The organism is Rhizobium aethiopicum (assembly GCF_900094625.1).
In the GTDB taxonomy this organism is placed as follows: Bacteria; Pseudomonadota; Alphaproteobacteria; order Rhizobiales; family Rhizobiaceae; genus Rhizobium; species Rhizobium aethiopicum.
Genome location: NZ_FMAJ01000011.1, coordinates 172830 through 198073 on the forward strand (window position 1 = coordinate 172830; position 25244 = coordinate 198073).

Annotated in this window: 28 protein-coding genes and 1 pseudogene; 14 read left to right on the top strand and 15 right to left on the bottom strand. The window is 59.8% G+C overall.

Features of this window, described 5'->3' with window-relative positions; all coding sequences use genetic code 11:
• Positions 1 to 4: 4 nt before the first annotated feature.
• Positions 5 to 1684, bottom strand: a complete 1680-nt coding sequence (locus GA0061105_RS22575) for a glycoside hydrolase family 13 protein (RefSeq protein ID WP_092752967.1) — start codon at positions 1682 to 1684, stop codon at positions 5 to 7.
• A gap of 176 nt (positions 1685 to 1860) precedes the next feature.
• Here GA0061105_RS22575 and GA0061105_RS22580 point away from each other — a divergent pair, with 176 nt between their 5' ends.
• The 4 genes from GA0061105_RS22580 (at position 1861) to GA0061105_RS22595 (ending at position 6104) form a co-directional block, all read left to right on the top strand.
• Positions 1861 to 3504, top strand: a complete 1644-nt coding sequence (locus GA0061105_RS22580; RefSeq protein ID WP_092752969.1) for an alpha-amylase family protein — start codon at positions 1861 to 1863, stop codon at positions 3502 to 3504.
• Positions 3501 to 4526: a TIGR03885 family FMN-dependent LLM class oxidoreductase gene (locus GA0061105_RS22585; RefSeq protein ID WP_092752971.1), complete on the top strand. Its 1026-nt coding sequence runs from the start codon at positions 3501 to 3503 to the stop codon at positions 4524 to 4526. The genes GA0061105_RS22580 and GA0061105_RS22585 overlap by 4 nt, the downstream gene beginning before the upstream one ends.
• Positions 4527 to 4550: 24 nt before the next feature.
• Complete coding sequence (locus GA0061105_RS22590) at positions 4551 to 5054, top strand: DUF6766 family protein (RefSeq protein WP_245304393.1); 504 nt, start codon at positions 4551 to 4553, stop codon at positions 5052 to 5054.
• Between the two features lie 213 nt (positions 5055 to 5267).
• Positions 5268 to 6104 (top strand): SIR2 family protein, encoded by an 837-nt coding sequence (locus tag GA0061105_RS22595; RefSeq protein ID WP_092753015.1) that lies wholly within the window; start codon positions 5268 to 5270, stop codon positions 6102 to 6104.
• Here GA0061105_RS22595 and treZ read toward each other — a convergent pair.
• From treZ to GA0061105_RS22620, 5 genes are all read right to left on the bottom strand, one after another.
• Positions 6101 to 8089 carry a malto-oligosyltrehalose trehalohydrolase gene (treZ, locus tag GA0061105_RS22600; RefSeq protein WP_092752973.1) on the bottom strand — a complete coding sequence of 663 codons (1989 nt, stop codon included), beginning with the start codon at positions 8087 to 8089 and terminating at the stop codon, positions 6101 to 6103. The two genes, GA0061105_RS22595 and treZ, sit on opposite strands and share 4 nt — an antisense overlap.
• A 176-nt stretch (positions 8090 to 8265) precedes the next feature.
• Positions 8266 to 9579: an NAD-dependent dihydropyrimidine dehydrogenase subunit PreA gene (gene preA, locus GA0061105_RS22605; RefSeq protein ID WP_092752975.1), complete on the bottom strand. Its 1314-nt coding sequence runs from the start codon at positions 9577 to 9579 to the stop codon at positions 8266 to 8268.
• Positions 9580 to 9593: 14 nt separating this feature from the next.
• On the bottom strand, positions 9594 to 10955 hold the full coding sequence (locus GA0061105_RS22610; protein WP_092752977.1) for an NAD(P)-dependent oxidoreductase: 1362 nt from the start codon (positions 10953 to 10955) through the stop codon (positions 9594 to 9596).
• 404 nt (positions 10956 to 11359) lie between these two features.
• Positions 11360 to 12355, bottom strand: coding sequence for a sensor histidine kinase (locus GA0061105_RS22615; RefSeq protein WP_208601689.1), 996 nt, complete (start codon positions 12353 to 12355; stop codon positions 11360 to 11362).
• A gap of 193 nt (positions 12356 to 12548) precedes the next feature.
• The gene (locus GA0061105_RS22620; RefSeq protein ID WP_020922074.1) at positions 12549 to 13343 is read right to left on the bottom strand and encodes a response regulator; all 795 of its coding nucleotides are present in this window, start codon (positions 13341 to 13343) and stop codon (positions 12549 to 12551) included.
• A gap of 249 nt (positions 13344 to 13592) precedes the next feature.
• Between GA0061105_RS22620 and GA0061105_RS22625 the strand changes: the two genes are divergently transcribed.
• Positions 13593 to 13799, top strand: a complete 207-nt coding sequence (locus GA0061105_RS22625) for a NepR family anti-sigma factor (RefSeq protein WP_064695530.1) — start codon at positions 13593 to 13595, stop codon at positions 13797 to 13799.
• Positions 13800 to 13808: 9 nt separating this feature from the next.
• Positions 13809 to 14366 carry an RNA polymerase sigma factor gene (locus GA0061105_RS22630; protein WP_064695458.1) on the top strand — a complete coding sequence of 186 codons (558 nt, stop codon included), beginning with the start codon at positions 13809 to 13811 and terminating at the stop codon, positions 14364 to 14366.
• 287 nt (positions 14367 to 14653) lie between these two features.
• Here GA0061105_RS22630 and GA0061105_RS22640 read toward each other — a convergent pair whose 3' ends face one another.
• From GA0061105_RS22640 to hemP, 7 genes are all read right to left on the bottom strand, one after another.
• A complete protein-coding gene (locus GA0061105_RS22640) occupies positions 14654 to 15052 on the bottom strand; it encodes a hypothetical protein (protein ID WP_064695457.1) in 399 nt (132 codons plus the stop codon).
• Positions 15053 to 15061: 9 nt separating this feature from the next.
• Positions 15062 to 15406: a glycine zipper domain-containing protein gene (locus GA0061105_RS22645; RefSeq protein WP_092752979.1), complete on the bottom strand. Its 345-nt coding sequence runs from the start codon at positions 15404 to 15406 to the stop codon at positions 15062 to 15064.
• 145 nt (positions 15407 to 15551) lie between these two features.
• Entirely contained in the window at positions 15552 to 16346 is a 795-nt protein-coding gene (locus GA0061105_RS22650; protein ID WP_092752981.1) for a heme ABC transporter ATP-binding protein, read from the bottom strand.
• 22 nt (positions 16347 to 16368) lie between these two features.
• Positions 16369 to 17481, bottom strand: a complete 1113-nt coding sequence (locus GA0061105_RS22655; RefSeq protein WP_064695454.1) for a FecCD family ABC transporter permease — start codon at positions 17479 to 17481, stop codon at positions 16369 to 16371.
• 2 nt (positions 17482 to 17483) lie between these two features.
• Positions 17484 to 18413 (bottom strand): heme/hemin ABC transporter substrate-binding protein, encoded by a 930-nt coding sequence (locus tag GA0061105_RS22660; RefSeq protein WP_064695453.1) that lies wholly within the window; start codon positions 18411 to 18413, stop codon positions 17484 to 17486.
• 10 nt (positions 18414 to 18423) lie between these two features.
• Complete coding sequence (locus GA0061105_RS22665; RefSeq protein WP_064695452.1) at positions 18424 to 19473, bottom strand: hemin-degrading factor; 1050 nt, start codon at positions 19471 to 19473, stop codon at positions 18424 to 18426.
• 8 nt (positions 19474 to 19481) lie between these two features.
• Positions 19482 to 19664 (bottom strand): hemin uptake protein HemP, encoded by a 183-nt coding sequence (gene hemP / locus GA0061105_RS22670; protein ID WP_064695529.1) that lies wholly within the window; start codon positions 19662 to 19664, stop codon positions 19482 to 19484.
• A gap of 177 nt (positions 19665 to 19841) precedes the next feature.
• On the opposite strand from hemP, the gene GA0061105_RS22675 reads away from it, so the two are divergent.
• The 5 genes from GA0061105_RS22675 to hmuQ all read left to right on the top strand — a co-directional run bounded on the left by GA0061105_RS22675 (position 19842) and on the right by hmuQ (position 22719).
• Positions 19842 to 20267 carry a hypothetical protein gene (locus GA0061105_RS22675; protein WP_092752983.1) on the top strand — a complete coding sequence of 142 codons (426 nt, stop codon included), beginning with the start codon at positions 19842 to 19844 and terminating at the stop codon, positions 20265 to 20267.
• Positions 20268 to 20323: 56 nt separating this feature from the next.
• Positions 20324 to 21607: a cell envelope integrity protein TolA gene (gene tolA, locus GA0061105_RS22680; RefSeq protein ID WP_092752985.1), complete on the top strand. Its 1284-nt coding sequence runs from the start codon at positions 20324 to 20326 to the stop codon at positions 21605 to 21607.
• A 108-nt stretch (positions 21608 to 21715) separates the two neighbouring features.
• A complete protein-coding gene (locus GA0061105_RS22685; protein ID WP_064695449.1) occupies positions 21716 to 22123 on the top strand; it encodes a DUF2325 domain-containing protein in 408 nt (135 codons plus the stop codon).
• Positions 22120 to 22395, top strand: coding sequence for a hypothetical protein (locus GA0061105_RS22690; RefSeq protein WP_092752987.1), 276 nt, complete (start codon positions 22120 to 22122; stop codon positions 22393 to 22395). The genes GA0061105_RS22685 and GA0061105_RS22690 overlap by 4 nt, the downstream gene beginning before the upstream one ends.
• A gap of 9 nt (positions 22396 to 22404) precedes the next feature.
• The gene (hmuQ, locus tag GA0061105_RS22695) at positions 22405 to 22719 is read left to right on the top strand and encodes a heme-degrading protein HmuQ (RefSeq protein WP_092752989.1); all 315 of its coding nucleotides are present in this window, start codon (positions 22405 to 22407) and stop codon (positions 22717 to 22719) included.
• A gap of 256 nt (positions 22720 to 22975) precedes the next feature.
• On the opposite strand, the gene GA0061105_RS22700 is transcribed toward hmuQ, so the two are convergent.
• On the bottom strand, positions 22976 to 23347 hold the full coding sequence (locus tag GA0061105_RS22700; RefSeq protein ID WP_092752991.1) for a DUF423 domain-containing protein: 372 nt from the start codon (positions 23345 to 23347) through the stop codon (positions 22976 to 22978).
• Complete coding sequence (locus GA0061105_RS22705) at positions 23344 to 23739, bottom strand: group II truncated hemoglobin (protein ID WP_064695528.1); 396 nt, start codon at positions 23737 to 23739, stop codon at positions 23344 to 23346. The genes GA0061105_RS22700 and GA0061105_RS22705 overlap by 4 nt, the downstream gene beginning before the upstream one ends.
• Before the next feature lie 162 nt (positions 23740 to 23901).
• On the opposite strand from GA0061105_RS22705, the gene GA0061105_RS22710 reads away from it, so the two are divergent.
• The 3 genes and pseudogenes from GA0061105_RS22710 to GA0061105_RS22720 all read left to right on the top strand — a co-directional run.
• A complete protein-coding gene (locus tag GA0061105_RS22710; protein WP_092752993.1) occupies positions 23902 to 24465 on the top strand; it encodes a TetR/AcrR family transcriptional regulator in 564 nt (187 codons plus the stop codon).
• Positions 24466 to 24496: 31 nt separating this feature from the next.
• On the top strand, positions 24497 to 24823 hold the full coding sequence (locus GA0061105_RS22715) for an SMR family transporter (protein ID WP_425348777.1): 327 nt from the start codon (positions 24497 to 24499) through the stop codon (positions 24821 to 24823).
• Positions 24824 to 25011: 188 nt separating this feature from the next.
• Positions 25012 to 25244 (top strand): annotated as a pseudogene (locus GA0061105_RS22720) (ThuA domain-containing protein); the annotation flags it as partial.

Genomic DNA, 25244 nt, shown 5'->3' on the forward strand with positions numbered 1-25244 from the left:
AGCTTCACTTACACTCGATGGCGAAGGTTTCGTACGGCTTGAGCTCAACGGTTTCGCCGAGCATGTTCACCGGTTCGTAATTGCAGATGAGGCATTCTCCGTTGATCGCGAGCTCTGTCGGCAGACTTAGCGCAACGTCCCTCGGTGTGAAGTTGGCGACGACAATGATCCAGCTCCTGTCGAGCGTGCGGGTATAAACGAAGACGTCCGGGTGTTGATCGAGCCAGGACCGGTACTCCCCATGGACAATGACAGGGTGGGTCTTCCGGAGAGCGATCAGCTTGCGATAGTGGTTCCAGATCGACTTTTCATCATTGATCGCCGCTTCGGCGTTGACCTTCGAATAATTCGGGTTGACCTCGATCCAGGGTACGCCTGTGGAAAAGCCGCCATAGGGGGCGGCACTCCATTGCATCGGTGTGCGGGCATTATCGCGGCCGTTCTCGTTTGCTCCGCGGATGAATTCCTCCGGTGAAAGGCCGGCCTCCACGTGCAGCCTGTGCATATTGATGGTTTCGATGTCCCGATACTGTGAGATCGAGGTGAAGGGGACGTTCGTCATTCCGATCTCTTCGCCCTGATAGACGAAAGGCGTGCCCTTCAGGAGATGCAGAACGGTCGCCAGCATCTTTGCCGACTCGACGTGATAGCCGGTGACATTGCCGTAGCGCGAGACGGCACGCGGCAAATCGTGATTGCCCCAGAAGAGGGAATTCCACCCGTCTTCAGATAGAGCAAGCTGCCACTTGCTGAGGACCGTCTTGAGGTTCACGAGGTCGAACGGTTTCGGGCGCCATTTCCCGTAGACCGCGTCCCATTGCTGGGTGACGTGCTCGAACTGAAATATCATCGATAATTCCCGGCGCTCACGCCCGGAATAGAGAAGGGCCGCGCCGGGTGTGGCGCTCCAGGCTTCGCCAACCGTCAGGATGTCGCGGCTGCCAAAGGTCTTGGCATTCATCTCCTGCAAATAGTCGTGAAGATGCGGTCCGTCCTTGACGAGCTCACGGTCCACCTGTTTGCCGATATAGTCGATGACATCCATGCGGAAGCCGGCAATGCCGCGCTCGAGCCACCAGTTCATCATGTCGTAGATTTCCGTCCGTACCCTTTGGTTCTCCCAATTGAGATCCGGCTGGCGGCGGGAAAACATGTGCAGGTAATATTCGCCCGTCGCCGGATCGAGCGTCCAGGCCGGACCGCCGAAGGAGGATTTCAGGCCGTTGGGCGGGCCTCCATCCGGGGCGGGTTTGCGCCAGATGTAGAAGTCGCGGAACGGGTTGTCAGGCCCCTGACGGGATTGAAGAAACCACGGATGCTCGTCGGACGTATGGTTGACGACGAGATCGAGCATGATGCCAATTCCCCGGTCTTTCGCCTCCGCCACCAGCTGGTCGAAATCTGAAAGCGTGCCGAACTCGGGGGCGATGTCCTGATAGTCGGATATGTCATAACCGTTGTCGTCCATCGGCGACTTGTAGATGGGCGATAGCCAGATGATGTCGATCCCGAGTTTCTTCAGATAATCGAGCTTGGAGGTAATGCCGGGAATATCGCCGATGCCATCTCCGTTGCAATCGCAGAAGCTGCGCGGATAGACCTGGTAGACCGTTGCCGTGTGCCACCATTTCGGTTGGAGAGGTGATCGTTCGGGACCTCCCAGCGGTGTTGTGGACTGATCCATCGGAGGCTTTCCTAGAGATTTGGGATATCCAGAAAACCCATCGGATGCCGGCAGGTTCCAATAGGGGCGGTCCTGTCGCCGATCCGGGCGACGCCCTGCGGACCTTGCGGAATGCGGAACTTGGTCCTTCCGGAACAGTTAGAAGCTTCCAAGAGGACTGACAGGAGACCGTCGCGGTGCCCGATCGAAGCAGCAGCTGGTATGAGGAGGCTGTGATCTACAGCATCGATGTTGAGAAGTTCGCCGACGGCAACGGTGACGGTATCGGTGACTTCATCGGTCTCTCGGATAAGCTGCCCTATCTTTCAGAGCTGGGGATCACCTGCATCTGGCTTTTGCCGTTCTACCGCAGCCCGGACCGCGACAACGGTTATGACATCAGCGATTTCTACTCGATCAATCCGAAGGTCGGAACGCTTGATGACTTCCTGACATTCCTGCATGGCGCCGGTGAGCATGGCATTCGGGTGATCATCGATCTCGTCGTCAATCACACATCCGACCAGCATCCGTGGTTTCAAGCCGCCAGGCGAGACGACGAGACGCGCTACCGCGACTATTATGTCTGGACCGCCGATCCTCCTCCCGTCGCTTCCGGCGCCCGATCCATTTTCCCAGGCGAGGTCGACAGCCTCTGGACCTATGACGAGGTGGCGAGAGCCTATTATTTCCACAGTTTCTATGAGTTTCAGCCCGAACTGAACGCTGCCAATCCGCAGGTCCAGGAAGAGATGTTGCGCATCGTCGACTACTGGATCGCGTTCGGCGTCAGCGGGTTCAGGCTCGACGCCGCCCCGCTCATCATCGCCCACAAGGGCCTGGAGCACGCCAATCCTCGCGATCCGCACGGCATCCTGAGACAGATCGGCAGCTATGTGCAAAGCAGGCGCCCGGGTGGCGTGCTGCTCGGAGAGGTCAATCTTTCACCGGGGGCTTCCGACGCCTTTTTTGGGGAAGGCGACCAACTCCAACTGCTGCTCAACTTCATGCTTGCCTGCTATCTCTTCGCTGGTTTCGCTGGGGAAGACGCGGCCTCGATCAATCGCGGGCTGAGCCTCCTTCCGGAGCCACCACCCGGTTGCGGCTGGGTCAATTTCCTCCGCAACCTCGACGAGCTCGATTTTTCCAGGGTTCCTGCGGATTTGAAGAAGAAGGTCTTCGACGCCTTCGCGCCGAAGGAAGAGATGCAGGCATTCGGACGCGGTATCCGCCGTCGCGTTGCACCCATCTTGAACGGCGACCAGCGCCGGATGGAACTCGCCTTCAGCATCATCTTTTCTCTGAGCGGGCCGCCGCTTATCGTCTATGGCGATGAGATCGGCATCGGCGAGGATCTTTCACAGTCCGGACGCAATACGGTGAGGGTACCGATGCAATGGTCGGCGGAGAGGAATGCCGGCTTCTCCAGTGCCAATGCCGGAAAACTGTGCCAACCAATCGTCGCCGATGGGCCGTTTTCCTACAAGAAGGTGAATGTCGCCGATCAATCCAGGGATGCTAATTCCCTGTTGAACGGGATCAGGCGCTTCATTTCTCTTCGCCGGAATCAACCGATCTTCACAAAGGGGCGCCTGGTGAGACTGAGTGCCGAGGATCCGGCCGTTTTCGTCCACGGTTTTGAAGACGCCGGGTCGCTTCTGTTGCTCGTCCACAACCTCGCGGGCCGGTCAATCGACACGGAAATCAACTTTGCCGGCATGCAGCCCAGGAAGTTTCGAGATCTGATCGGCGATGTCGAGTACGAAGGTATCACCCAGCCGCGCTTGGAGCTCGAGCCCTATGCCTACCACTGGTTTATTTCCGAAGGTAACGGATCATGACGCTCATCGGCTATCACGCGTCCCATGAACAATTTTCGCCAAGTGAGCTCCTTGTATATGTGCAGGCGGCGGAGGCCGCAGGTTTCGACGCCGTGATGTCGTCCGATCACCTGACGCCATGGAGCGAGCGGCAGGGGCAGTCGGGCTTTGCCTGGGCCTGGCTAGGGGCGGCGCTCCAAGCCACGCAGTCCATTCCGTTCGGTATTATCACCGTCCCGATGGGCTGGCGTTATCATCCGGCAATTACTGCGCAGGCTGGCGCGACGATCGCAGAGATGTTTTCGGGACGGTTGCCGTGGATCGCGGTCGGTAGCGGGCAAGCCATGAATGAACACGTCATCGGTAAACGCTGGCCTTCCAAGTCGGAAAGAAACGAACGGCTACTGGCGGCGGTCGAGATCATGCGGGACTTGTGGTCGGGGAAGCTTGTCAGCCGGGCAGGGCCCATAAAGGTCGATCAGGCCCGCATCCATACTCTTCCCGACGAAATTCCTCGCATTGTTGCCGGCGCTCTTTCGCCGGAAACGGCTGAGTGGGCGGGAGACTGGGCGGATGCGCTTATCACCATCAACCAACCGCCTGACAAGCTCGGCAAAATCGTCGATGCCTTCCGGCGCGGCGGCGGCAAGGAAAAGCCGCTCTACCTGCAGACACATGTTTCCTACGCTGGCTCCGACGAGGACGCCAGGGCAAATGCCTTCGAGCAGTGGCGGAGCAACGCAATTTCTGCCGCAATCTCCGAAACGCTTCGGTTGCCGGAAGAATTCGATGAAGCGTGTCTGAAAGTACGGCCGGAAGACATGGACGAGCATGTGCGCATCTCGGCCGATCCGCAACAGCATGTCGAGTGGCTGAAAGCTGACGTCGCGATGGGATTCGAAGAGATCTACATTCACAATGTCGGGCGCAATCAGTGCGAATTCATCGAAGTCTACGGACGCGAGGTCTTGCCTGCTCTCAGAGCCGGCGGGACAGTCGCTGCATCGGATCTCTCAGTCCGGGGGAACTTGAAGGGCAGGTGAGGGATCAATTGACGAGGACTTCAAATGCGGCTGCTCGCACACGCGCCGCACCAGTTGCCTGCCGAAGGAGGTATTATGTTCAAGAAATACGCCTACGCCTGGATCACAGTCGGGTTCTTTCTATTTTCGCTCGCCGGCCACTGGTTGTTTGGGTGGTTTGCTTTCGTCGGCGAGCAGCAGAGCCACGGCCAAGCCCCCGATATGAACGCCTACCTCATGGAGATGGGTCGAGACACCTTTGAAAATTGGCAGTCCGAATTCCTGCAATTGCTCTGGCAGGTCGTCGGTCTCGCATACTTTCTCTATATCGGATCTCCGTCTTCGAAGGAAAATGATGACCGCACGGAAGCCAAACTGGACGCGCTGATCAGATTAAATGGCGGAGAAAAAGCCGAGGCGATCATTGCCGAGATCGATAGGCACTTCATGAGAACCGGTGGACATGCGGGACCGTATGCGCATGAATTGGAGACGCGCAGAGGCCCCCAGAGGGTCGGCGACGCCACCCAGGCAGGCTCAGGCGAATGACGGAGCTGCCGGTCCATCGCGCCTTGCAGGCGCCCAAGGGAACCTAGTGCGCGCGGCGGATTGCATCGCACCGAAGTCACGCTCGCCAACGAAATTGGGAGCGGCCGCGTCTATTTCCAGCACAAGGCCTCCAAAGCACGCCACCGGGGTACGCTAGCGCACGGAAACAAGTCTCTCCAGACGACGTTCGGTCTACGGCAGTCAGGAGGATTCGTGCCGCACGATGAACAGATATTGGCCATCGCCACCGCGCTTGAACGCAGGCAGGCCATTTTGTTCGTTGGGGCAGGAATATCAATGAATGTCGGCTTGCCGTCCTGGTCCCGCCTCATCGAACACATGTTGATGGATCTGGGCCTGCCTTCGTCGTTCGCCGCAGAGCACGGCACAACCTATCAAGAAATCGCGGAGTATTACCGGTTGAGACACGGCTCATTGTCTCAGTTGGTCGAATGGATGAAACGCGAGTGGCGGATTTCGCCGGATCAGCTGAGGACTTCGGAGCTGCATCGGCTCATCGTGGAATTGGACTTTCCTCTCGTTTACACCACAAATTATGATGCAAATCTGGAAATGTCCTATGAGACGTTCGGACGCCCATTCACGCGGATCACAAGTGCGAAAGACATGGCGACCGCGCCGGTCGGCAGAACGCAAATCGTCAAGTACCATGGCGATTTCTCCGATCCGGACACGCTCGTGCTGACAGAGTCCGATTATTTCGATCGCCTGTCGTTCGACGCTCCCTTGGACATTAAATTCAGGAGCGATGCCTTCGCCTCGACGTTGCTGTTCGTCGGCTACAGCATGTCAGATCTGAATATTCGCTTTCTGCTCCATCACCTGTGGTCAACATGGCGCCGAACAGGGCTGGACCGACACCGGCCGCCGCTATTTCTCTTCATGCACGAGCCAACCGAAGTCCAAGTACACGTTCTGAAGAGGTGGGGCGTCACCGTCCTTAGCGGCGATGGTGAGAATTCAGGTCACTCCCTTGCTCAGTTCCTCGAACGGCTGCTTGAACGACGAAATCCGAACGACTGCGGTTAAGTGTCGGGATCCCCGGTTCGCAAAATGCCGGCTTGCCACTCCTCCATGGCCACTGCCGGCGCGTTTCGCTGATTCTGGTGTTTTGCGGAGGCAAGAACGAGGGCAATTTCCCCGTTCAATACCCAGCGCTTCTGAAAGTCATAGGGGCGGCGTCCGCTGCCACCATAGGAGGCATCTTCACTGGACCACAAGAGATGCCATTGGTGCGCCCCCGGTGGAGCAAAAAGCGGATCCGGCAGACTGTCTATCACGAGATCATTGCCGAAGTTGATCAGCAATAATCGCTCGTCAGACGGTTCCTCCGCGAAGAACCTCAGGAGAAAGGCGGTGCTGGACAAAATACTGCCGTCCATTTGACCGTCACTGGCGCAAGCCTGGCGAGAAAATGCCTTATCCTTCCGGCGTAGATCCAGCAGGTCGCGATGAAGCTGAACGACTGCCGCGTTCCGCTCCCATTCGCTCCAATCAAGCTTTACCTCGTCGAACGTCGCGCGTGCACATGGATCCGCCATGTGTCCGAGAAGGCCTTCATCCCTCAGATTCGGGAACTGGCTGATAAAACTACGTCGTCCCTGCCGTACGATGTCGGCGATTTCTCCGTCGTGATCTGCGAAATAATGGAACGGAGAACAGGAACCAAACTCCTGTCCCTGAAAGAGCATGGGCGTCTGCGGCCCCAGCAGCTCGAGAGCTGTGAGCGCCCGAAGGCGGGCTGGCGATGTTATTCGACCGATCCTGGCGCCCGTTCCGGAATTAGCGATCTGGTCGTGATTTTGGAGGAAATGCACGAAATTCCACGGCTTCAGGTCGAGCCCGGCGGTTCCCCGGGGCCTATCTTGCCAATCATATCGCTGCCCCTGAAACAGGCAGCCATATTTGGCGGCGGAAACGAACTCCTGCGCCGTGCCGCGATGGTCATGATAATAGGCTTCGTTGCGGCCCGTCAGCGCGACGGTCGCGGAGCGGTGGAAATCATCGTTCCACAAGGCATCCAGCCCATGCCCTCCCATCTCAGCCGGCCGCACCATTTCGGCTTGTTGCGGTTCATTCTCGCTGACCAGATAGATCTGCCGCTCTCCCGCGGCTGCCCGAGCTTCCCTGGCGATGAGGGTGACGATGTGTTCCTGGCTCTTGTCGAACAGCGCCTGCGTTGCATCGATACGCAGTCCATCGAAGTGGAATTCGTCGATCCAGTAGGCTGCGTTCTTTGCGACATATTCGCGAACACCATGGCTGTTCGGGCCATCGAAATTGATCGCCTTGCCCCACTCGTTCGAGTAGCGCTCGGTGAAGTAATCTGGTGTGAATTCGTTAAAACGCTCGCCGTGGCCGAAGTGATTGTAGACGACATCGAGGATCACTCCGATGCCCATCCGGTGGGCTTCGTCGACGAAAGCGCGCACATCATCCGGTGTTCCATAGAGGTGGGTAGGGGCAAAAAGCAGCGTGCCGTCATAGCCCCAGCCGAACTGGCCTTCAAACTCATTGATCGGCATTATTTCCAAACAATTGATGCCGATTTCACGAAGGTTTGCCAGTTTCTCCCTTGCCGCCGCAAAAGTACCCTCTTTCGTGAAGGTGCCGACATGCATCTCGTACAGAACAGCTCCGAAGGGCTGCATGCCTTGCCAATCGGGATCGTTCCACTGATAAAGCGCCGGGTCGACGACGACTGAAGGCCCTGATGGACCAGTTGGCTGAAACCGCGAGGCAGGATCGGCAAGAAGATCGCCAGCATCTCCAAAGTGGAAATGGTATTCTGTACCTGCGGCGTGACCAGGCAAATAACAGGTGAAGTAACCCTCTTCCTCCGGCGTCATCTCGTATTCGGAATTTTCGGCGATCAGGAGAAAACAGCGTTTCCTCGCGGGAGCCCATATTCGGAAAGAAACGCCGCCGGGATCAACCTCCGCTCCGATCGGGAGACGTCGGCTTGAACGAGGGGGAAGTGGTTTTGACTTTTCGCTGCTTGGACTGTCGCGCATGGCTCTCTCTGGAGATCCCTGCGCTAACTTCGGCGGCCGAACGATGTTCCCATAAGCGGTCCGTCACCTTCGGATTAAGTGGCGGCAATCAAGCTCCAACTCCGCAGCTTGGTTGCCGCTCACTCACACGCGAATGTACCCGGCGGATCGGACTTGTCTGCGGGGTTCGAAGCCCGTCATTCCGCCGCCTGACGGGCCATCGGGTTGTTCGGGTGCGTCGTCCAGTTGGCGTAGTTCGGGTCGACGGTGCGACCGGTGCGCTTGTCGAGGGCGCCGGCAGCGAGCGGTTCCATGGTGATGCAGTTTTCGACCGGGCAGACGTTGACGCAGAGATTGCAGCCGACGCATTCCTCTTCGATCACCTCGAAATGACGCAGACCATTGACGACATTGGTAATTGCCTGATGCGAGGTGTCTTCACATGCGATGTGGCAGCGGCCGCATTTGATACAGGCATCCTGATCGATCTTGGCCTTGGCGACGTAGTTGAGGTTGAGATACTGCCAGTCGGTGACGTTGGGCACGGCGCGGCCGGTAATGTCGTCGAGGCTGCGATGGCCCTTTTCGTCCATCCAGTCGGAAAGACCCGTTATCATCTCCTGCACGATCTTAAAGCCATAGGTCATCGCGGCCGTGCAGATCTGGACATTGCCGGCCCCGAGAACGAGGAATTCGGCCGCATCCCGCCAGGTGGTGATGCCGCCGATGCCCGAGATCGGCAGACCGTAGGTTTCGGGATCACGGGCGATCTCGGCGACCATGTTGAGTGCGATTGGCTTGACCGCCGGGCCGCAGTAACCGCCATGGCTGCCCTTGCCGCCGACCGTCGGGTTGGGGGCGAAATTGTCGAGATCGACGGACACGATCGAATTGATCGTATTGATCAGCGAGACGGCATCGGTGCCGCCGGCCTTGGCGGCGCGGGCAGGGCGGCGGATGTCGGTGATGTTGGGCGTCAGCTTGGTGATGACTGGCATGCGGGTGTACTGCTTGCACCAGCGCACCACCATTTCGATATATTCCGGCACCTGGCCCACGGCCGAGCCCATGCCGCGCTCCGACATGCCGTGCGGACAGCCGAAGTTCAGTTCGATACCGTCAGCGTTAGTCTCTTCGACCAGAGGCAGAATCGACTTCCAGGCCTGCTCCTCGCAAGGCACCATGATCGAGGCGATCAGCGCCCGATCCGGCCAGTTCATCTTGACCTGCTTCATTTCGCGCAGGTTTGTGTAGAGGTCGCGGTCGGTAATGAGCTCGATATTGTTGAGGCCCAGCAGCCGGCGGTCGGCGCCAAAGATGGCGCCATAGCGCGGGCCGTTGACGTTGACGACCGGAGGTCCTTCTTCGCCGAGGGTCTTCCAGACCACGCCGCCCCAGCCCGCCTTGAAAGCGCGCTCGACGTTATAAGCCTTGTCGGTCGGCGGCGCGGACGCCAGCCAGAATGGGTTCGGGGATTTGATGCCGACGAAATTATTGCGGAGATCAGCCATTGTTCTCTCTCCCCTTAAGCAACCGCGACAGCCGGAGCGGCTGTTGCGGAGAAGGTGCGATGGATGGATTCGGCCGCGTCGCGGCCATGGGCAACGGCTGAAACCGTGAGATCCTCGCCGCCGAAGACGCAGTCGCCGCCGGCCCAGACGCGGTCGAGCGAGGTGTGCCCTTCGGCGTCGACGGCGATGCGGCCGGATTCCATGCGCAGCGAGCCCAGCCCCGCGGCATCGAAGGTCTGGCCGATCGCCTTGAAGACCTGATCGGCGGCGATCACGCCGGTTTCGCCGGTGCCGACGAGGCGGCCTTCGACGATCTTGGTATATTCCACCTCGATGGCTGCAACTTTGCCGTCCTGCGACAGGATCGATTTCGGCGCCAGCCAGTGACGAATGATGACGCCGTTCGAGCTGGCCAGATCCTGCTCGTATTCGGAGGCGTTCATGTGCTCCTTGCCGCGGCGGTAACAGATCGTCACCTCCTCGGCGCCGAGCAGCTTTGCCTGCACGGCCGCGTCGATCGCCGTCATGCCGCCGCCAAGGACGACGACGCGGCGGCCGATAGCGATGTCGCTCTTGTCCTCGGCCTGGCGAAGGGCGGCGATAAAATCGACGGCGTCGTCGACACCGGCGAGGTTTTCGCCCTCGATGCGCAACGCATTGACGCCAGCAAGGCCGATGCCAAGGAAGACGGCGTCATATTGCGCCTGCAGATCGGAAAGCGAAAAGTCGCGGCCGAGAAGGGCGCCGTGCCGGACGTCAATGCCGCCGATCGACATGATATAGTCGACCTCCTTCTGAGCGAAATCGTCCACGGTCTTATAGGTGGCGATGCCGTATTCGTTGAGGCCGCCGGATTTTTCCCTGCCGTCATAAATCGTCACGGTATGACCCTTCACCGCCAGGCGATGGGCGGCGGCAAGCCCTGCCGGGCCGGCACCGACGACGGCGACCCTCTTTCCTGTCGCTTCGGCCCTGACATAGAACTGCTTTCCGGCCTGCATGGCGGCATCGGTTGCGTAACGCTGCAGGCGGCCGATCTCGACGGGCCGTTCCTCAGCCGTGTTGCGCACACAGGCCTGTTCGCAGAGCTCTTCGGTGGGACAGACACGGGCACACATGCCGCCGAGAATGTTCTGGTCGAAGATCGTCTTCGCCGAGCCGAGCGGGTTGCCGGTCGAAATCTGGCGAATGAAGAGCGGAATGTCGATCGAGGTGGGACAGGCCGTCATGCACGGCGCGTCATAACAGAAATAACAGCGATCGGCGGCGACCAGCGCCTCATGATTGTCGAGGCGCGGATGCAGATCGGAAAAATTAGCCTCATACTCGGCGGGCGAAAGCCTGCCGGCATGAATCCCAGTTTCCAGACGTTCCATTGAAGTTCCCTCATTATTGGTAAACGGCCTGTGAGAGAAAGCGTAACTCAGGTTTAAAAATTTATCAAACGGTAAAATTTTGTTGCGCTCCGTGCGCGGGCCTTCAACTAACCTACTGTTGTAATTACAAATTTTTGTTCATGGCTAACAGATCGAATGACCCGCCCAGCACAAACGAAGCAGCATCCGGAAAAAGATTCAAAAAAGTCGGATTTTTTTCGAATGAGAGGGAACCAAAATCGGGGCTCATCGTTATTGCGATATCCGGATGGTGATCGCATCGACCCAACATGCGCGCCCCCAACCCACTATCCGGACGTACTCACGGTCCCCTCCCGGTGAGTGAAGACAGCCGGTGCGCCGCCCTCGCACCGGCTGTTTTTCGTTGTTTGCGGTGTCAGCCGTCAGACACGCCTGAAGATTTCGAATTCGGTTTCGGGAATTGTCAGACGATATTCGATGCGGCCCGGCACCAGGCTGAGTTCCGCCTTGCCATTGACCGACGAGGGCACTACCCGCTCCAGCACGGTCCGGCCAAAGCTGTTGTCGCTGAACTCGTGGATTTCCGACTGATCCTGCAGCACTTCGGTCCAGGTTATTTCGATCGCCTTCCTGTCGTTGATCATCGCCTCGCGGCAGTTCAACGTGATCGAGGCGGCGCCGCCTGATATCGCCCCATAGGAAGCGGAGTTGACAATCAATTCGTGGAGGGCGAGCCCGAGATGCACGGCGGCATTCGGCGTCAGATGGGCATTGATGCCATAGATCGGCATGGAGCCGGATGTTTCCGGCCAGTAAGGTGCGAATTGTTTTTCCGCAAGTTCGAAGAGATAGGCGCCGCGCCAACTCGAATCCGTGACCAGGTCCTGGGAATTGGAAAGCGATTGCAGCCTGCCGCGGAACTTGAGGAGGAAGCTGTCGAGCGAGAGGGTGTTGCGCGCCGTTTGCGTCGCAATACCCTGAATGATGGCTAGAAGGTTCTTCGAGCGGTGCGAAAGCTCGCGCAGCAGCGATTTCAGGACTTTCTCACGATGCCGGCTTTCGGTCACCTCCGTCATCACGGACAGAAGTCCAAGCGCACCGCGTTCGCCGGTGCGCTGGATCTTCAATTCATAGGTCCGCATTTCGCCGTCGACATCGATCTCGACCTCGGCATTGTTGGGAATGCCTGTCTCCAGCACCTTACGCTTCAGCGCCGTCAGATATTGCCCATGGGCATCGCCGAAAAGGGCGGCGTCACTGCCGCCGGGCATAAAAAGCGCTGCCAAATGCGGCGGCAGATTTTCGGCGTAGAAGATCGAAAGCCGGGCGTCCTGGCAGAGGATTGAAATCCCGGCGCTGCCGAGCGCGCGCTCCATCATTGCGGTTTTGCCTTCGAAAGTGAAAGACGTGCCCGACAATGGTTCAGTCGTATTCACTCGGCCGCCTTTCCTTGTGACATCCCGGAGCGTCGCTGAACGGAACGCGCTTCCAGAAACCGCCTGCCGACTCTAGAACAAAGCGCTGCAAAAACCGTTAAAGTCATCGGGGCGCCCCGGTAGCACCGGAACGCCTGTTTCGGCGGTTTGGTTCCGAGGACCGGAAAATTGCGTCTCAGGCGGCTACCTTGGTCGATTCGTTAAAGAAAAGCGCCTGGCTGATCAGCGCCTTGACCATGTCGGGGTTGAATGGCTTGGTGACGAGGAAGGTGGGTTCGGGACGCTCCCCGGTTAAAAGCCGTTCCGGGAATGCGGTGATGAAGATCACCGGCACACTCGACGTCTTGAGGATATCGTTGACCGCGTCTATGCCCGAACTGCCGTCGGCAAGCTGGATGTCGGCGAGTACCATGCTCGGCTTCGTTTTGTTGTAGAGCGCGACGGCTTCGGCATGCGTGCGGGCGATGCCAGTGACGCGATGGCCGAGGCTTTCGACCATCTGCTCTATATCCATGGCGATCAGCGGTTCATCCTCGATGATCATAATGTCGGTTGCGACCTGACGGGAGATTTCCTGCGAGGCCTTGTCGAGCAACTGCATGACATCCTGTTCATCGAGTTCGAGAATTTCTGCGATCTCCGCAACACGAAAATTCTCCACCGAAGCGAGCAGGAAGGCCTGTCGGGCGCCTGGTGAGACCTTGGACAGGTTGAGCGTGGCGCGCTGTTCCCATGCATAAGGCGAGGTCGGTTCCGGAATCTGGACTGCGGTGGAACCAAACAGTTGCGTGAACAGTTTGTAAAGTGCCACTCGGTCATTGGCCGTGTCCGGGAAAATCGACAAGTCGGCTATAATAGCTTCGAGAACGGCAGCGACATAAGCGTCGCCTGAAGTCTGGGTGCCGGTAAGGGCGCGGGAATAGCGACGCAGATAAGGAAGGTGCGGCGCAATTCGAGTAGAAAGTGTCATTAATGGCTCCCGTATGCAGGCCGGTCGTGGGTTCAATGAGCAATTAACGCTGCCTTGATAAAAAAGTTCCGGAATGGCAGGAACTTTTTTTGTCGCGCCGCATTATTCCAGCCGACAAAGAAAGGGCGTAGCATTTTGACCCATGCGCGGCGAACAGCGACATCGATAGGGGAACGGTCGGTGTCGGTGGTTGATTTCGTGAATACCGTGCACGCCTCTGGCACAGAAAAACGGCGAGAAGACGAATTGATGACGACACGCAAGAAAGATGCAGCCGATCAGCGAAAGCTGGAGCTGCGGGCAAGCGATATCCTGGACCCGAACAATCAGATCGGCGTCAGATTGCGGTCGCTTTATGCGGCCGCGCAGGATGAGGCGATCCCGGATCGTTTTCTCGATCTTCTCGAAAAGCTCGACCATGCCGAGATGATGGCTTCCGCCAAGATGGCCGAATAGGATCGTCGCATGGAAGAAAAAGTGCAACCCAGCTTCAAGCGGGAACTGCTGGCGGCCCTGCCCAGCCTTCGCGCATTCGCGATTTCGCTCATCGGCCGCCATGACCGCGCCGACGATCTCGTTCAAGATACCATCATGAAAGCCTGGGCCAAGCAGGATCATTTCGAGATGGGCACCAATATGAAGGCTTGGCTCTTCACGATCCTGCGCAACGAACTCTATAGCCAGATGCGCAAGAGCGGCCGCGAGGTGCAGGACAGCGACGGGCTGTTCACGGAATCGATGGCAATGCACCCCTCTCAATACGGCGCGTTGGATCTGCAGGACTTCAAAAAGGCCCTCGACCAGCTGCCGCCGGACCAGCGCGAGGCGATCATCCTCGTGGGCGCCTCGGGTTTTTCCTATGAAGAGGCGGCCGAAATCTGCGGCTGCGCCGTCGGCACGATCAAGAGCCGCGTCAACCGCGCTCGTCAGCGGCTGCAGGAATTGCTGCAGATTTCGGGCGAGGCCGATTTCGGCCCCGACGCCACCTCGGCGCCCCTGACATCGAAGGCTTTTGCGTTCTGACAAGCGATTCTGCGTGAAAAAGAAGCCGGCTCCCTCTTGGCGGACCGGCGGTTTCTATTCGAGGCACTACCTCCTCCCTCATTCCTGTGCTTGTCACAGCAATCCATCGCGCCCAAGTCCTTGGGCGAAAGACTCTTTCCTTTCAAAGCTTTTTCATTCACGGCGCAGACGCGCCGTGAATGGATTCCTGTGACGAGCACAGGAATGAGGGAGGTGGAGTGGGCGTCCTGCCCCATCTTCTGCTTGCGTGTAGAGAGGGTAGCACAGCTTCCTGAGCGGGTAGCCCCTTAGTCTTCCCGCTTCGAACCCACAAGATTGGCGGCGACGATGGCGGCAAGCACGCCGGCTGTCAAAAGCGGCTGGGCGCGCACGAGGCCGAGCCCAACCGTTGCCAGAGATTCCAGCGCCGCACGGCGATGGCGGGCGCGGCGTGCCTCGCGGGCGTTGATGGACGACATCACCACCAGCATGATAATTGCGATCAGCAGCGCGCAGACGGCCAGGAAGAGGACGGCGGCAAGCGCACCGTAGATGCCGGCGAGCCAAATGGCGCCGGCGGCCACCGCCAGCGCATAGGCCGTGAGGAGGAAGAGCGCGGCAAGCGCGATGAAGATGCTGTTACGTTTGACGCGCGCAACGGTCCGATGCACGCTTGCGCCTGTCAGCAGGCCGAGGATCGAGAGCATCGCGCTTCCTCAGCGACGAGCGAGGAAGGCGATGGCCAAGCCGAGAGCGGCGGCGGCGCCGATGGTTGTCAGCGGATGTTTGCGCACCGTCTCGCGCATCTCGGTCGCGCCGCGCTCATAGCCCTGCTGCAACTCGCGCAGCAGATCCTCGCTGCGGCTGAGCAACTCCTCATAGCCGGCGTTGGCTTGACTGCGAATCTTCTCGCTCTGGTAGCGCGAGTTCTTGCCAACGAGGCGCGTCAATTCGGCGAGTTCCTCGCGCAACGCCTCGATTTGTTCTTCGATGCCGGATTCGAGATGGTGGAAGGTGCCGTTGCGGCGGCTGCGGCCGGACTGGAAGATAGAATAGCTCATGGCTGTCTCCGTTGGCTGGGCGCGCGCAAGCTCGCCTGTTTCGCACGAGGGTCACCACCGTCCGTTGCATGAATGATGTCGCCCGGCATTGACCCAGATCATGCCGACAACGTGTTGGATGGGCAAAAGTTCCTTTTGCGCAGGCTTATCCGCGGGGGAGGGCGCTGTGGGCGAGCACGAAAGGCGTGCCGTCGGCCGGCGTCTGGTTGATCCGCAGCGCGCAATCGAACACCGAAAGCATCGTATCGTCGGTCAGTACCTGCTCGACGCTTCCGGCGGCGGCGAGGCGGCCCGATTTCATCAGCACGATTCGATCGGCAAAGAGCGCCGTCAGGTTGAGATCGTGCATGACGGCGATGACGCCGCCACCGCGTTCGCAGAAGTCGCGGGCGAGCGTCATGATGGCTAGCTGGTGGCTGATGTCAAGGCTGGAGACCGGTTCGTCGAGCAGCAGCCAGCGGGGTTTGCCGTCGATGTTGGGTTCTGAGATCTGGCAGAGCACGCGGGCAAGCTGCACGCGTTGCTGCTCGCCGCCCGAGAGCTCCTGATAGAAGCGGCCTTCGAAGCCGGTCAGGTCGACGGAGGCAAGGGCCGCGGCCGCCGTCTGATCGGCTTTGTCGGGATGGAGGTTCACGCCGGAGGTCAGGCCCATGCGGACGATCTCGCGCACGGTGAAGGGAAAGGAGATGGTGCTTGCTTGCGGCAGCACGCCGCGGATAGCGGCAAGCTGCCAGGGTTTCAGTCTCTTCACCTCGCCGCCGTCGATGCGCACCGAGCCGTCATAAGCAAGCTCGCCTGATATCGCTTTCATCGTCGTTGTCTTGCCGGAGCCGTTCGGCCCGGCGATCGCCGTCAGTTCACCGGCCTTTGCGATGAACGTGACGTCGTTGATGATCGCCTTGCCGGAAAGGCGCACGGAGAGGCCGGACACTTCGATCATCTCAGTCACTCACAAGGTTCTCTCAGAGGGCAAGGCGCGATCGCTGCTTCAGCAGGATCCACAGGAAGAACGGTCCGCCGACCGCTGCGGTGATGATGCCGATCGGCAGCTCGGCCGGGGCGACCAGAGTGCGGGCGAGCACGTCGGCGAAGATCAGCAACGAGCCGCCGAGAAGGGCTGCGGCCGGCAGCAGGAAACGATGATCCGGGCCGATCGCCATGCGCAGGATGTGCGGCACGACGATTCCGACGAAGCCAATGCCGCCGCTGACAGCGACGGAAGCGCCGGTCGCAGCCGCGACGCCGATGATCGCGACATTCTTCAGCCGCTGCACCGGCACGCCCATGTGAAAGGCCGCCGCTTCGCCGAGCGTGATGGCATTGAGGCCGCGGGCCATGAAGGGTAGTGCGGTGAAGGACAGGAGGATGATCGGACCAGCGGCGGCAATCTTCGTCCATGTGGCGCCGGCAAGCGAGCCCATGCTCCAGAAGGTCAGATCGCGCAGCTGCTGGTCATTCGCCATGTAGATCAGCAGGCCGGTGAGCGCCAGCGCAAGCGCGCCGAGCGCGATGCCGGCAAGCAGCATCGTCGCCACCGAGGTCTGGCCATGCCGTGTTGCGATCCTGTAGAGCAGCAATGTCGTGGCGAGACCGCCGCTGAAGGCGGCCGCCGGCAGAGCGTAGATGCCGAAAAATGCCTGGAGCGGGGCTGCGACACCGCCGCCGAGCACGATCATGGCAACCGCGCCGAAGCTTGCGCCGGAAGAGACGCCGACGAGACCGGGATCGGCCAACGGATTGCGGAACAAGCCCTGCATCACCGTGCCCGAAACGGCAAGCGAGGCGCCGATCAGGAAGCCGAGGATCGCGCGGGGCAGGCGGATATCAAAGATGATGATCCGGTCGCGGGCGCTCAGCGCCGTCTCGGAGCCGGCCATGTTGGCGATGACGTCGAGGATCGAGGCATCCGAGGCGCCCGTCGTCATCGAAAATAGCATCGCGAAGACAGAGCCGGCGGCAAGCAGGGCGATCGCCAGCAGGGCGAGCCGTGTCCTGTCACCTGCCTGCCTGCCTTCATGCATCGTCGCTGTCGGGAATGATCGCCTTTGCGCCGTCATGGCTTGGGGCAGGGCCATGATCAGCCCCCGTAGATCGCCGCGTTGAGGTCGCGCACCGCGCTTGCCGTGCGCGGGCCGAAGCCGAGCAGGTAGACACCGTCCATGCGGATGATCGCTTTCTTCTCGCCGGCCGGCGTCAGCGCGATCGCCGGCTGCGCCAGCAGGTCCTCGTTCTTGGTGCCGGCGCCATCGCCGCGGTTCATCATCAGAATGATGTCGGGCTTGGCTTCGATGATCGCCTCGTCCGTCAGCGGCTTATAGCCCGGGAAGACGCCGACGGCGTTGACGGCGCCGGCAAGCTTGATCACGCCGTCGGCCGCCGTGCCGGTGCCCGATGCCATAATCCGACCGTTCTGGGCGCTGAGGATGAAGAGAACACGCTTGCGTTCGGCCTCCGGACGCTTTTCGGCGTCGGCGATCGCCGCGTCGAGATCGGCCGCGACTTTTGCTTCGAGCGCTCTCGCCTTGTCGGAGACACCGAGCAGAGTACCGACCCGGTCGATCTTGGCGATGATGCCGTCGCGGGTGAAGGTGCTCGGCACGGTCTCGAAAGGCACGCTGGCATTCTTCAGCACAGCAAGCGCCTCCGGCGGTCCGGAACCTTCGATAGCAATGATCGCTGTCGGGTTCATGGACAGGACACCTTCCGGCGAGAGCGCGCGCATGTAACCGACATTGGGCAGTTTCAGCGCCGCTTCCGGATAGAGGCTCGTGGTGTCGCGAGCAATCAGCCGGCTTTCCTCGCCGAGCGCATAGATGATCTCGGTGACGTCGCCGCCGACCGAAACCAGTCGCGAGGTGTCGAGCTTTTTCTCCTCGGCATGGGCGGCGCGGACGAAGGCGAAGCTTCCGCCGGCCGGCGCGGTCGAGATCACCGGCAGCGCCACGACGGCCGCCGTCAGGGCGAGTTCCCAGAGACGGATCCGGCGCGGTTTGTTACGCATCGTCATCGCTGTATCCTTATGCCGCTTTGCTTGCTGCCCGTGGCAGGTTTTCCATGATCTCTCGCCATTCGGCGCGTTCGTCGAAACCTTCCTTCCGCTTGCCGAAAAACTGGATGATCATTTCGCCCGCGGCATCGTAGGCTTCAAGCGAGGTGACGTGGCCGTCCTTGGTCGGCTTGCGCACTGCCCAGGTCTCGGCGATGTGATCCTGGCGCAGATGCAGATGGAAGGTCGGGTCCATGATGTTGATCCACGGGCCCATCGCCTGCACGTTGAAGATCGGGCCGGAATGGATCTGGACGATGCCGTTATTGGCGACGAAGCACATGATCGGTAGGCCCGATTTGACCGAAGCGTGCATCATTTCCGCTGTCGCGGTGTTGTCGAGCTTCCAGGCGTAGTCGTCGCCGACGGTGCGGATCGCCGCCTGGCGACCGATCTTCAGACGCTTCAGCATGCCGAAGAATTCGTGGGTATCGGTGAGCTTGCTCCAGTTGTCGCGCAGTTCGTCGCGGCTGACATCGGCAGCTTCCTCGGCCGTATTCGACACCTCGGCCTCGACGAATTCCTGCGACTGGTCTTCAAGCCTCAGTTCGGCGACGATGGCATGATAGGCCTCGATATTCGAATTCGGGCGCAGATGCACCTTGTGCACGGCGTTGCCTGCCTTGTCGAAATATTGCAGGCTGAGGCGCTCCTGGTCGCCATCCTTCTTGGAGACGGCGAAGCCATGCTCCCAGCGGCTCGTGAAGATGCGCAGATCGATATTCTCGCCGAGAACGATCGCGCTCTGCATGCCGGCCTTGATGTTTTCGAAGACACCGATCTTTTCGTGCACCGCGCTTTCGTTGCGCGACAGCGCCATCACTTCACCGAGGCGTTCCACGCGCTCGAGCAGTTTCGTGGCACTGCCGTCGATGCGGGTGACGCTGATGCCGGTTTCCGCGGCGACGAGGGCTGCCTCGGAAATCTTCAGCTGGGCGGCGATATCGCGCTCGCGCATCTTCGGATTTTCGGCGCGAAACGCGCGGATTTCTGATGGCGCCGGTCTTTTCTGCTCAGTCATGTCTTAGCCTATTTATTGAGAATGAGTTTGCCCTGGCGGGTAATCTTCAGGCGGTAAACCAGCCCGCCATGTCTGATCATGATCTCGTTCGTGCCGCGGAAAAGATCCGCGCTTTCGACGGTCCGGTGCTGCGCCGCCGGCTCGCTGGGCAGTGGCGCATGTTTAAAAGTATCTGGCTTTTCAACCATCATTTGGGCTGGCAATTCCATGAGACCGGGGATCTGAAGGTCTCCGGCTGCGTTTACAATTATCTTGACTTTCTTACTCATACTTTTTTAAAGACGCAATAGGAGACTAACGCAGTCAAGTTTTTGAGATTGCTGATACGAAGCCGTCGGCCGACGGCTCACGACAATACGGAGAAGATTATGACGGGTAGGTTTGCGGCCGTTGCGGCCGGCTTGGTGATGACAGTTGCAGGCGTAGCCCAGGCGCAAGAGGCGGCGCCCGCAGCCTCCCTCGATGTCGAACTCAACGCGCTGGCGCCCTCGCCGAAGGGCTGCATGATGACCTTCGTGGCGCTCAACAAGCTGCCTGCCGCCATCAACAAGGTTTCCTTCGAGCTCGCCTTCTTCAACGACAAGAATGCCGTCGACCGCGTCACCGTTCTCGACTTCCGTGATCTGCCGCAAGGCAAGAAGCGCGTGCGCCAGTTCGACATGCCGAATGTCAAATGCGAGAGCGTGACCCGCATCCTCATCAACGATACGCCGGTGTGCGACGGGCCGGTCGCTGGCGAATGCATGAAGGGTCTCGTCACCCGCTCGCAGATCTCCGTTCCTTTCGAGGGATAAGAAGACGCCGGGATGAACCCCGGCGGACATGTTCTAGGTTGTCCGAGGCGTAAACAATGGCGATTTCAGCGAAATCCAGATCGAGACACGTGCTCATCGGGGAGGCGGACGCCGACGGCAGCCTAAACGCCAATAATCTCGGGCATGAACTTTCCGACCTGCTTAATGCGCAGCGCCAGCCGGCCGGCGAGGCCGTCGTTTATTATGCGCGTTTCGCGCAGATATCCTCCTTCCCCGATCATCCGGAAGCAGCACCTGCATCTTCGGTCACCCCGCCACCAATGGATGCGGCGGTGGAAAAGCAGGAAGACGAGAAGGCGCCGGTGCAGCGCCGGCTGACGCTGACCTGCATATGCTCTCTGGTCTTTCATGCGGCATTGGCGACTGCGCTGATCGTCGCATTTCCCAACCCTCCAGAGGAGGCGATCGAAGAAGCTGGTCAGGCGGTGAGCGTCGTCATGTACGGCAATTCCGACATCGACCAGGCAGCCGCCGGCGAGACCGAAACGACTGTTCAGGAAGAGATCATTCCCCAAGCGGTGCAGCCCGACACGATCCAGCCGACGGAACCCGTGACAGCTCAACTTCAGCCGGAAACCGTTCAGCCGATCGAGGTTGCGCCTGTCGAAGCGCAGGACCCCATTCAGCAAGTACCAGCGCAAGAAGTAACGCGGGTTTCGCGGGAAACCTCAGCGGCTGTGGAGCCGGAGATTCTGGTTTCCGAGGTGCCGGCCGAGGACTCCGTCGTGCAGCCGATGTCGACGGTTGTTCCCGAACGGCAGGTGACGGTCGACACGGTTTCTCCTGAAGTGCAACCATCCGAGGTGCAACCGACTGCGGTTCAGTCAGCCGAAGTACAGCCGGAGCCGGAGCAGCCTCGGGAGGTTGTAACGCCGAAGCCGGCGGCGACGCAAGAGAAGCCTAAGCCGGTTGAAAAGAAGCGAACGCCTAAGAAGACTGCTGGTTCGCGAGGCGAAGGGCAGCAGGATTCTCAGAGGGGCGTCGCCGAGGGGAGTTCGTCGGCGCAATCGGATAGCAATTCGCAGGCTGCCAGCGATAATAATGATGGTGTCGGTACTGCGGCAGTTGCCAACTACAAAGGCAAGGTCCGAAACCGTATTCGTCGCGCCATCAGGAAGCCCCGTGGTGTCGAAGGTAGCGTTGTCGTGACCTTTTCGGTGAGCGGTAACGGTGGGTTGACTTCGGCCCGCGTTTCGCAGGGGTCGGGTGTTCCCGATATTGATCAGCTTGCTCTTGATGCGGTACGGCGGGCTGCGCCGTTCAGCCCTCCGCCAGGTGGGCGAGCCATGACCATGTCGGCGCCAATTCAGATCCAATAAATATGACAAAGATAATCAACTTTATACTTTACTACAAAAATCAAGTTTAATAAGGTCCGTCCGCACACGCAGGAATCGTGTGACGATCAACCAGCGAACGGGTGGCATATGGCTCGCAAGGGCAAGAAGGGATCGAACCGGGATGTCCGCGACAGCGTGGGCGAGGAGGCCGGCCAGGCATCCAACGGACGATCCAAATTGGGTGGCCGCAGTTTCCTTTATGTCGGCGGTCGTGACTGCCAGGTGGCGCATCTGCGCCAGATCGCCAGCAATTTCGGCGCCGAGCTCATTCATCACGATGGCGGCCTTCGCGAAGCGGTTTCCCGCATCGACACGCTGCTTCCCTCCGTCGACTGCGTGTTCTGCCCCATCGACTGTATCAGCCACGATGCCTGCCTGCGCGTGAAGACCGGCTGCAAGAAGTTCAGCAAGGCCTTCATCCCGCTTCGAAACGGCAGCAAGTCCAGCCTGGAACGTGCGCTGCAGACGATGAACGAACGAGACAATTCCCGATGAACGACCAGCGCCCTGACGGCTTCACCATGATCGGTCTCCACAAGCTAGACGCACAGAGCGGCGACGGCCTCGTGCCCGAGCTCTACGAACTGTTCCAGCAGCATGCCGCACGCCAGCAGACCTATCATAATGTGACGCTGTTCCCGACCTGGGAGGCGCGCATGCCCGGGGAGGCGGCCACGAGACCGCTTGGCGCGGCGGCGGCAAACGGCAATAATATTCTCGCCTTTCCCTCCCCTGCGGTAAGGGCGGCGGCCAAGAGGAAGGCGTAAGGAGATTTCATGTATATCGCAATGAACCGCTTCAAGGTCGTAACCGGGACCGAACGAGATTTCGAGACCGTCTGGCGCGATCGCGATTCCAGCCTGGCCGAGGTGCCCGGTTTCGTCGAATTCCACCTGCTGCGCGGCAAGGCCAGCGAAGAAGGGGGCTACACGCTCTATTCCTCGCACACGGTCTGGAAGAGCGAAGACGATTTCCAGAACTGGACGAAGTCCGAGAACTTTCGCGCGGCGCACCGCAATGCCGGAGACCGGAAGGCCATGTACAAGGGGCCGCCGGTTTTTGAGGGCTTTAACGTGGTCGAGGGTGTCTGATAGCGGTTGATGCATTTGTATGGAGAAGGCGAGGGTCCTCTATCCTCCCTCATTCCCGTGGCCTCAGGGCCTTGCCCGAGGGATGTCACTGGAATTCAGCGACGGCGCGTCCGCGCCGTGATTGACTCTCTGCAATGAATGGGTCCTCCGCGCCCAAGGGGTCGGGCGCACTGGACCCCTGTGACGAGCACAGGGATGAGGGAGGAGAGGTGGCGCCTTCCATCAGCCGCCCAGTTGGGGATGAGTCAAAGCTTTCTCAGGAGCGAACTCGCAAGACAGCACCCGCCGCCACAGCCAGCCAACCGAGCATCATCGCCCAGCCGCCGGTCGGCGCGGCATAGGGGAAGAGACCGGAGCCGGAGAAGCGGAGCGTGACGAGATCGCCGGCAAAGAGCAGGGTTCCCACGATCATCAGGAAACCGGCCAGCCAGGCGGTTTTGAACCTGGCGGTGCCGAGCGCCAATGCCAGCAGGGTGGGGGCATGCGCGAGGCACATGGCGGAGGCGGATGCCGCAAGGTTGGCCTCGCCGCCGCCATGGGCGGCAAGCGCGGCAAGCGCCACGCCGGAGACGCCGAACAGGCCAGCAAAGAGATAGAGCACCGGCTCCAGGCGCGTGTTCAGGCTCATGACTCTTCCTTGTTTTGCATGTGATGGGCGAGGCGTTCGACCGGCGTCCAGATGAGATCCCGCAGCGCCTGGTTGGATATCGTTTCGTCGAGCGCGCGGCGGAAGCAGAGCAGCCATTCGTCGCGCTCGAGAGGCCCAATCTCGGCGACGAAATGGCGGCTGCGCAGGCGCGGATGGCCGCGCTTGTCGGTATAGAGCGGCGGGCCGCCGAGATAGCCGCTCATGTATTCGTAGAATTTCTCTTCGCTGCCTTCGAGGCTCGGCGGGTGCACGGCGCGCACGTTCTTTGCCTCCGGCAGCGTATCCATCAGCGCGTAGAAGCGATGCGTCAGCGCCCGCACGGCGGGATCGCCGCCGATCGCTTCATATAGAGTGGTGACCTTCTCCGTCACGAAAGCATCCCCGATCTCATTCGCATTCCCGGCATCTTCATGCACTTGATGGAAAATGATCGCAACTGTCATCAAGGTGCCGCGGCATTTCGCGCATCATGCCGCGGCGCAGGGTCATCGATTGCTCTTGACAAAACCGTCCGGACGGTATCTTTGTATGGCATGTCAAACGCTCACCATCGCAAGAAGCAACCGGCTCTCGTGCGCCAGCAATTGCTGGAAGTCGCCGCGCGTCTCGCCGCCAGTGAAGGCATGGCGGCTGTGACTCTCGATGCGGTCTCCGCCGCCTCCAGCGTCAGCAAGGGCGGCTTGCTGCATCATTTTCCGACGAAGAACGCGCTGCTTGACGCGCTGTTCGAGAGCCTGCTCGAAAGGTTCGACGCCGATATCGAGGAACTGATGCGTGGTGATCCCGTGCCGCAGGGTCGCTTCACCCGAGCCTACCTCAGGGCGGTGTGCGGCCTCAAAGATCGTCCCGACGATTCCAGCGGGTGGACGCAGGTGACGATCGCGCTTCTCGCCGAACCCCGGCTACGCCTTCGCTGGCGGCAATGGGTGCAGGCGCGGACGGAGGAATATGTCGGCACCGATTCCTCGCCCGATGCGCAGATCGTGCGTTTCGCAGTCGACGGGCTGTGGTTCGCAGACACGCTGGAGAGCCATGATATCGCTGATCCTTTGAGGCGGAATCTCATCGACCGCCTTGTCGAACTGACCGGAAAGTAATTCAGGGAATACCACCATGAGCCAGGCCGCCATCTACGGGCTGCTCTTTGCAGCCATCGTGCTCGAGGTCATCGGCACGACGGCGCTGCAACTGTCGCAGCAGTTCACCCGCATCGGGCCGACGGCGCTTGTCGTCATTTGCTATGCGGCGGCTTTCTATTGCCTGTCCTTGACGTTGAAGAGCATTCCCGTCGGGATCGCCTATGCAATTTGGAGCGCTTTGGGAATCGTGCTGATTTCTTGGATCGGGCTGATCTTCTTTAAGCAGCGCCTCGATCTGCCGGCGATGATCGGTCTCGCGCTGATCATATCGGGCGTCCTCGTGGTCAATCTGTTCTCGAAATCCATTTCTCATTGATTTTGCAGCAATATTGCAAATGATCTCGCTTGGCTGCCGCCGGCAGATTTTCCCCTTTGTCAAATTCCTGACAAAGGTCTATGTGTTCCTCTGACGTGGAGGAGACGAGGCAAAGCCGGCGCCGCCTTCCAAAGCGCTTTGACTATGCCGTCCCGCCTATCGACTTCCAGCTTCCAGAGGAGCACAGCATGACCATACGCACCGTTGTGTGGGGAGAGAATATTCACGAGAATACCAATGCGATCGTCCGGGGCCTCTATCCCGAGGGCATGCATACGACGATCGCCAATGCGCTGAATAGCGATCCCGGCATCTCGGCGACGACGGCGACGCTGCAGGAGCCGGAACATGGGCTGAGCGAGGCCCGTCTTGCCCAAACCGATGTGCTGACCTGGTGGGGCCACAAGGATCACGGCGCGGT

Excerpts from the sequence above, each read along its gene's own strand:
- GA0061105_RS22575 (WP_092752967.1), bottom strand. The coding sequence starts at position 1,684 with ATGGATCAGTCCACAACACCGCTGGGAGGTCCCGAACGATCACCTCTC.
- GA0061105_RS22585 (WP_092752971.1), top strand. The coding sequence starts at position 3,501 with ATGACGCTCATCGGCTATCACGCGTCCCATGAACAATTTTCGCCAAGT.
- GA0061105_RS22590 (WP_245304393.1), top strand. The coding sequence starts at position 4,551 with ATGCGGCTGCTCGCACACGCGCCGCACCAGTTGCCTGCCGAAGGAGGT.
- treZ (WP_092752973.1), bottom strand. The coding sequence starts at position 8,089 with ATGCGCGACAGTCCAAGCAGCGAAAAGTCAAAACCACTTCCCCCTCGT.
- preA (WP_092752975.1), bottom strand. The coding sequence starts at position 9,579 with ATGGCTGATCTCCGCAATAATTTCGTCGGCATCAAATCCCCGAACCCA.
- GA0061105_RS22610 (WP_092752977.1), bottom strand. The coding sequence starts at position 10,955 with ATGGAACGTCTGGAAACTGGGATTCATGCCGGCAGGCTTTCGCCCGCC.
- GA0061105_RS22620 (WP_020922074.1), bottom strand. The coding sequence starts at position 13,343 with ATGACACTTTCTACTCGAATTGCGCCGCACCTTCCTTATCTGCGTCGC.
- GA0061105_RS22625 (WP_064695530.1), top strand. The coding sequence starts at position 13,593 with ATGACGACACGCAAGAAAGATGCAGCCGATCAGCGAAAGCTGGAGCTG.
- GA0061105_RS22630 (WP_064695458.1), top strand. The coding sequence starts at position 13,809 with ATGGAAGAAAAAGTGCAACCCAGCTTCAAGCGGGAACTGCTGGCGGCC.
- GA0061105_RS22640 (WP_064695457.1), bottom strand. The coding sequence starts at position 15,052 with ATGCTCTCGATCCTCGGCCTGCTGACAGGCGCAAGCGTGCATCGGACC.
- GA0061105_RS22645 (WP_092752979.1), bottom strand. The coding sequence starts at position 15,406 with ATGAGCTATTCTATCTTCCAGTCCGGCCGCAGCCGCCGCAACGGCACC.
- GA0061105_RS22650 (WP_092752981.1), bottom strand. The coding sequence starts at position 16,346 with ATGATCGAAGTGTCCGGCCTCTCCGTGCGCCTTTCCGGCAAGGCGATC.
- GA0061105_RS22655 (WP_064695454.1), bottom strand. The coding sequence starts at position 17,481 with ATGGCCCTGCCCCAAGCCATGACGGCGCAAAGGCGATCATTCCCGACA.
- GA0061105_RS22660 (WP_064695453.1), bottom strand. The coding sequence starts at position 18,413 with ATGACGATGCGTAACAAACCGCGCCGGATCCGTCTCTGGGAACTCGCC.
- GA0061105_RS22665 (WP_064695452.1), bottom strand. The coding sequence starts at position 19,473 with ATGACTGAGCAGAAAAGACCGGCGCCATCAGAAATCCGCGCGTTTCGC.
- hemP (WP_064695529.1), bottom strand. The coding sequence starts at position 19,664 with ATGATGGTTGAAAAGCCAGATACTTTTAAACATGCGCCACTGCCCAGC.
- GA0061105_RS22675 (WP_092752983.1), top strand. The coding sequence starts at position 19,842 with ATGACGGGTAGGTTTGCGGCCGTTGCGGCCGGCTTGGTGATGACAGTT.
- tolA (WP_092752985.1), top strand. The coding sequence starts at position 20,324 with ATGGCGATTTCAGCGAAATCCAGATCGAGACACGTGCTCATCGGGGAG.
- GA0061105_RS22685 (WP_064695449.1), top strand. The coding sequence starts at position 21,716 with ATGGCTCGCAAGGGCAAGAAGGGATCGAACCGGGATGTCCGCGACAGC.
- GA0061105_RS22690 (WP_092752987.1), top strand. The coding sequence starts at position 22,120 with ATGAACGACCAGCGCCCTGACGGCTTCACCATGATCGGTCTCCACAAG.
- hmuQ (WP_092752989.1), top strand. The coding sequence starts at position 22,405 with ATGTATATCGCAATGAACCGCTTCAAGGTCGTAACCGGGACCGAACGA.
- GA0061105_RS22700 (WP_092752991.1), bottom strand. The coding sequence starts at position 23,347 with ATGAGCCTGAACACGCGCCTGGAGCCGGTGCTCTATCTCTTTGCTGGC.
- GA0061105_RS22710 (WP_092752993.1), top strand. The coding sequence starts at position 23,902 with ATGTCAAACGCTCACCATCGCAAGAAGCAACCGGCTCTCGTGCGCCAG.